The sequence below is a fragment of the Flavonifractor sp. An91 genome, assembly GCF_002159225.1.
GTDB classification, from domain to species: domain Bacteria; phylum Bacillota; class Clostridia; order Oscillospirales; family Oscillospiraceae; genus Flavonifractor; species Flavonifractor avicola.
This window is the reverse complement of record NZ_NFHA01000069.1, coordinates 1-5,058: the sequence shown is the minus strand read 5'-3', so window position 1 is coordinate 5,058 and position 5,058 is coordinate 1. Positions and strand designations below refer to the sequence as shown.

Genomic DNA, 5,058 nt, shown 5'->3' with positions numbered 1-5,058 from the left:
TATGACCGCTACCTGTGTGTGGACTGCGGCAAGATTGAAAAGCGGGACTATGAGGCTGCCCTGGGTCATGCGTTCCAGAGTGTTGTGATTCGGGACGCCACCTGCGAGGCTCCCGGCAAGGTGCTGGAGATCTGTGAGCGGTGCGGCACCGTCCAGGAAAGCACTACCCCCAAAGGAGAGCATGAGTTCTCCACCACCGTTGTTCCCGCGACCTGCACCAGCCCCGGCTACACTCTGCGAGAGTGTTCCATTTGCGGGGAGCGCCACATCGAGGACATTACGGCGGCCCTGCCCCACAACTATGTTGCCAAAGTAAGCCCGGCCACCTGTGAGGGCGGCGGCAAGACCCTCCATATCTGCGAGGGCTGCGGTTCCAGCTTTGTGACGGACTACACCGATCCTCTGGGCCATTCCTGGGACGAGGGTACCGAAGTCACCGGCTCCACCTGCACCGGCGAAGGTCTGATCGAGTATCGCTGCGTCCGTTGCGGCTATCATCGCCTGGAGGGTGACGCGGCAGCGGGCCATGTACCCGGCGAGGCGGCCACCTGCACCACGCCCCAGCTCTGTACCAAGTGCGGCGCTGTGATCGAAAATGCGCTGGGCCACGATTATGAAACCGTTGTGACTGAGCCGACCTGCACCGAGATGGGCTACACTACCTATATCTGCTCCCGCTGCGGCGACACTTACAAGGGTGACTACACCGACGCCGCCGGACACAAGCCCGGCGACTGGATCATTGACCAGGAGCCCACCACCGACAGCGAAGGCAGCAAGCATCAGGAATGCGAAGTCTGCGGTGAAACCCTGGAAACTGCGGAAATCGAGAAAATCTACAAGCAGGCCACCACGGACAGCAAGGGTGAGGCCATTGTCGGCGGGTATCTGGTGACGGTCAGCGACACGGATAGCAAAAACCCCGTTGCCGGGGCCACGGTCACGCTCCATGAGGACGAGTCCCTGTCCATCCGTTTGCCCTCTGGCCGCCTGCTGGACTATACCGACCAGACCACCATCCAGGTTCAGCTTGTGAAGGACAAGTCCCCTGTGGCGGACATGGGTAGTTCCGTCACGGACCGCAACGACAATTTCAGCAGCGGCAAGACCGACACCGCCGGTCAGCTCACCGTCCCCGGCGGCTCTGATACCACCAATGAGGACGGCAAGGGCACCGTGGGCTGGGAGGATGCCGACGGGGACCGCTGGACCCTGACCGTAAAGGTGGAGGATCACGAAACCGGGCGTCCCATCGAGGATGCCGGAGTATCTATTGGAAAAACCGGCACCATCACCGTCACCCTGCCGGACGGCACCGACATGGACGAGGACAACCGGATCACCGTCACTGTCACCGACCAGGAGCGTGAGCCCCAGGAGGGTTTGACCGTCACCGTTAAAGGCGACCTGAACCAGAAGGCAACCGGAGAAACCGACGAGGACGGCAAACTGACGGTTCCCGAGGTAGCGGAGCTGGAAACCCACGGGGCCTATGTGGTGGGCTACACCGACGGCACCTTTGGGCCGGACCGGGATATGACCCGGAGCGAGGCGGCCACCATCTTTGCCCGCCTGCTGGCCCAGCGCAACGGGGAGCGTATTACCGCCCCCACAAAAAACACTTTCCCGGATGTACCCACCGACGCATGGTACGCCGGGTATGTGTCCTATCTGGCCCGCTACGGCATTGCCGTGGGCTACACCGACGGCCTGTTTCACGGGGAAGAGCCCATCACCCGCGCCGAGTTCACGGCCATGGCGGTGCGGTTTTTTGACGCCTATGGCGACGGCGATCCCGCCATCATGGAGGAATACGGCGGCTTTTGGGATGTGTCCCCCGGCCATTGGGCAGCGGGCTACATTGAGGACGCCGCCCGGTATGGCTGGGTAGTGGGCTACGGCGACGGCACCTTCCACGCCGACGATGAAATTACCCGCGCCGAGGTCGTTACCATTGTCAACCGCCTGCTGGGGCGCGAGGCCGACCAGGAGTATATTGCGGATAACCCCCGTGGACTGATTCTGTTCCCGGATGTGTCCAAGGACTATTGGGCCTACTATGACATTCTGGAGGCAGCCAACCACCATGAGGCGGATGTGTCTGCCGATCCCGAGGTCTGGCAGAAGTAACGCCGCTCCGGGACATTTTGTCCCAAGGCTTTCTGAGCCCGATTCCCATGTAAAAATGGTTCTGGTGGTGTATATCCCCCGTCGCCGCCATTATCCGTGCGCGGGCAGGGCCGGGCAGTCAAGGGGCGGAACGCCCGCCGTTCTCGGCGGCTTGTCCTTTACAGCCTGCCCTGGCTGCGCTATTTCCAGCGGCGCGGCGGGGGTATATCCTCCAGAGCCGCCCCCTTTCCCTGGATAGGGAAAGGGCGTGGGGATAGGGTTGACCAATTCTGATGAAGTGGAGGTATTCTTATTGAAAAGGCCCTTTGCGTATATCACAGCTCAGTGGGACGGGACCACAGCGGAGAACGCAGAACAGGCGGCCCGCTACTGCCGGACCGTTTATGAGGCGGGCTATGCACCTATCTGTCCCACCTTGTTTCTCCCGCTTTTCCTTCACGATCCGGTGCCCCAAGAGCACAAGGACGGGATCGACATGAGCCGTGAACTGCTCCGGCGCTGCCGGGTGCTGGTGGTCTGCGGCCATGTCGTGACCGAGGAAATGAAAAATGACATCGCCGTGGCCCAACGCCTGGGGATCACGGCCACCACCCTGGACGGCATCCTGTCTGTCAAGGGCCAGGGGCGGCGCTGATATGTCGGCTTTCTTTGAGGCGTACATCACCAATTTGGGAAAATATAATGAGGGCGCGCTGGTTGGGGAATATCTGAAATTTCCCACAACCACCGAGGAGGTACAGGCGCTCCTAAAGCGTATCGGCATCGACGGCGTGCGGTATGAGGAAATCTTTATTACCGACTATGACGGAGATATGCCCGAGTTGTATGCCAACTTTGGTGAGTACGAAAGTATTGACGAGCTCAACTATCTGGCCTCTCTGCTCTCTGAAATGGATGAAAACGATCTGGAGAAGTTTGAGGCGGTTCTGGACACCGGAGAACATTCCGGCAGCGTAAAAGAGCTCATCAATCTGACCCAAAACCTGGATTGCTTTGAGTTCTATTCCGGCATTACCAGCGAGGAGGAGCTGGGCCGTATGTATATCCAGGAGTTTGACGCTATTCCGATCCCGGAGCATCTGATTGACTATATTGACTACGAGGCTTACGGGCGGGATGTCCGTATCAACGAGGGAGGCAGCTTTTCTGGCAATGGGTATGTGTTCGATAACAACAGCAGTTTCATTGAACACTACTCTGACCGGGAGGACATTCCCGACGAGTACCGTGTTTTTTCTATGCCGGAGCTTACGATCCGGGAGCGGATGGCGGCCTACAAGGAGGTGAGCGACAAGGCCGCCCAGTACAGCAAGCCCGTCCCCGAGGCGGGGCGGGATGACAGATAGACCTTCGGGACACTTTGTCCCATACGGGCGGAAAGGAGGGATTTGACTGGTAGATGAAGATGTTTCCCGGCGCACCATAGCCATTTCTGTGAAGGCGTCCAAATTGACCGCCCGTGGGCTGGCCTATATCGTCCGGGCGGCTGGCCGCAAAATCAGCAAGGCCCACCGCTCCCACCAGACGCCCCACGGCAGACAGACCGTGCGGCAGCTTATGGCCCACGGCGAGGCCACCAGCAGCATCCCCGTGGACGCTCCGAAACTCTTTGACCGGGTGGCCCGGAAATGGAATGTGGACTACGCCTTTTACCAGACCGAGCCGGACAAATATCTGTTGTTTTTCAAGGGCAAGCAGGCTGACGCCATCACCGCCTGTATGTCGGAGTATTCCAAGCGGGTGTTGGGCAAGGAGAAGTCCCGGCGTGTTCCCATTCTGGAACAGCTCAAAAAGGCCAAGGCCCATGTGCGGCAGCAGCCCCAGCGGGAGCAGGAACGGGTGAAGGAGGCGGTGCGTGAAGATCGGTAACATCAAGAAGGTTCTTCTGCCCAACCTGCCCTACCTGTTCTTCCTGTGGGCGTTCTTGAAGATCGGTACAGCCTACCGGCTGGCCGAGGGCGCGGACTTCGCCCATAAGCTCATAGGGCTGGGCCGGACCATTGGTCCGGCCTTTGCCGACTTTGCCCCTGGGCTCCACCCCTTTGATTGGCTGGTGGGGATCGTGGGAGCGGTGATCCTGCGGCTGGTGGTCTATGCCAAGGCGAAAAAGGCGAGCAAGTACCGCCGGGACGAGGAATACGGCTCGGCCCGCTGGGGCACAGCCAAAGACATTGAGCCCTTTGTCGATCCCAAGTTTGAAAACAATGTGATCCTCACCGGGACGGAACGGCTCACCATGAACACCCGGCCCAAAAATCCGGCCAACGCCCGCAACCTCAACGCCTGTGTGATCGGTTCGTCCGGCAGCGGCAAAACCCGTTTCTGGCTGACGCCCCAGTTGCTCCAGGCCCATTCCTCCTATGTGGTGGTGGACCCCAAGGGCGGCACTCTCTCCCAAGTGGGCTATTTTCTCCAGCGGAAGAAGGGGTACAAGGTCAAAGTGTTCAACAGCATTGACTTTTCCAAGTCCATGCACTATAACCCCCTGGCCTATGTACGCAACGAGGCGGACATTTTGAAGTTCGTGGACACCCTGATAAGCAACACCAAGGGAGAGGGCAAAGAAAGTGATCCATTCTGGACCAAGGCCGAGACCCTGCTGTACTGCGCCCTGATCGCCTATATCATCTTTGAGGGACCCCCGGAGGACCGGAATATCAATACGCTGGTGGACATGATCGGCGGCATGGAGGTGAAGGAAAACGACGAGGACTACATGAACGCGGTGGATTATATGTTCGCCGGGCTGGAAAAGCGCAAGCCGGATTGCTTTGCGGTCAAGCAGTACAAGAAGTACAAACTTGCCAGCGGCAAAACGGCCAAGAGCATTTTGATCTCCTGCGGCGCTCGTCTGGCCCCCTTTGACATCCCCCAGCTCCGGGAGATCATGGCCTATGACGAGCTGGAGCTGGACAAGATCGGAGACCG

At 59.3% G+C, this 5,058-nt stretch carries 5 protein-coding genes; all 5 read left to right on the top strand.

The window, feature by feature from the left end; translation table 11 throughout:
• The coding region (locus B5G42_RS17200; protein WP_206406211.1) for an S-layer homology domain-containing protein at positions 1 to 2,130 on the top strand (2,130 nt) is incomplete at its 5' end.
• 292 nt (positions 2,131 to 2,422) lie between these two features.
• Complete coding sequence (locus B5G42_RS17195) at positions 2,423 to 2,764, top strand: hypothetical protein (RefSeq protein ID WP_087273050.1); 342 nt, start codon at positions 2,423 to 2,425, stop codon at positions 2,762 to 2,764.
• Between the two features lies 1 nt (position 2,765).
• A complete protein-coding gene (locus tag B5G42_RS17190; protein WP_087273047.1) occupies positions 2,766 to 3,476 on the top strand; it encodes an antirestriction protein ArdA in 711 nt (236 codons plus the stop codon).
• Between the two features lie 127 nt (positions 3,477 to 3,603).
• Positions 3,604 to 3,999 (top strand): PcfB family protein, encoded by a 396-nt coding sequence (locus B5G42_RS17185; protein WP_087273053.1) that lies wholly within the window; start codon positions 3,604 to 3,606, stop codon positions 3,997 to 3,999.
• Positions 3,986 to 5,058: VirD4-like conjugal transfer protein, CD1115 family (locus B5G42_RS17180; RefSeq protein ID WP_162611141.1), on the top strand; the 1,073-nt coding region annotated here is incomplete at its 3' end. The genes B5G42_RS17185 and B5G42_RS17180, both read left to right, overlap by 14 nt.

Bases quoted from the DNA above. Each gene is read 5' to 3' on its own strand.
- B5G42_RS17190 (WP_087273047.1), top strand. From the start codon at position 2,766: ATGTCGGCTTTCTTTGAGGCGTACATCACCAATTTGGGAAAATATAAT.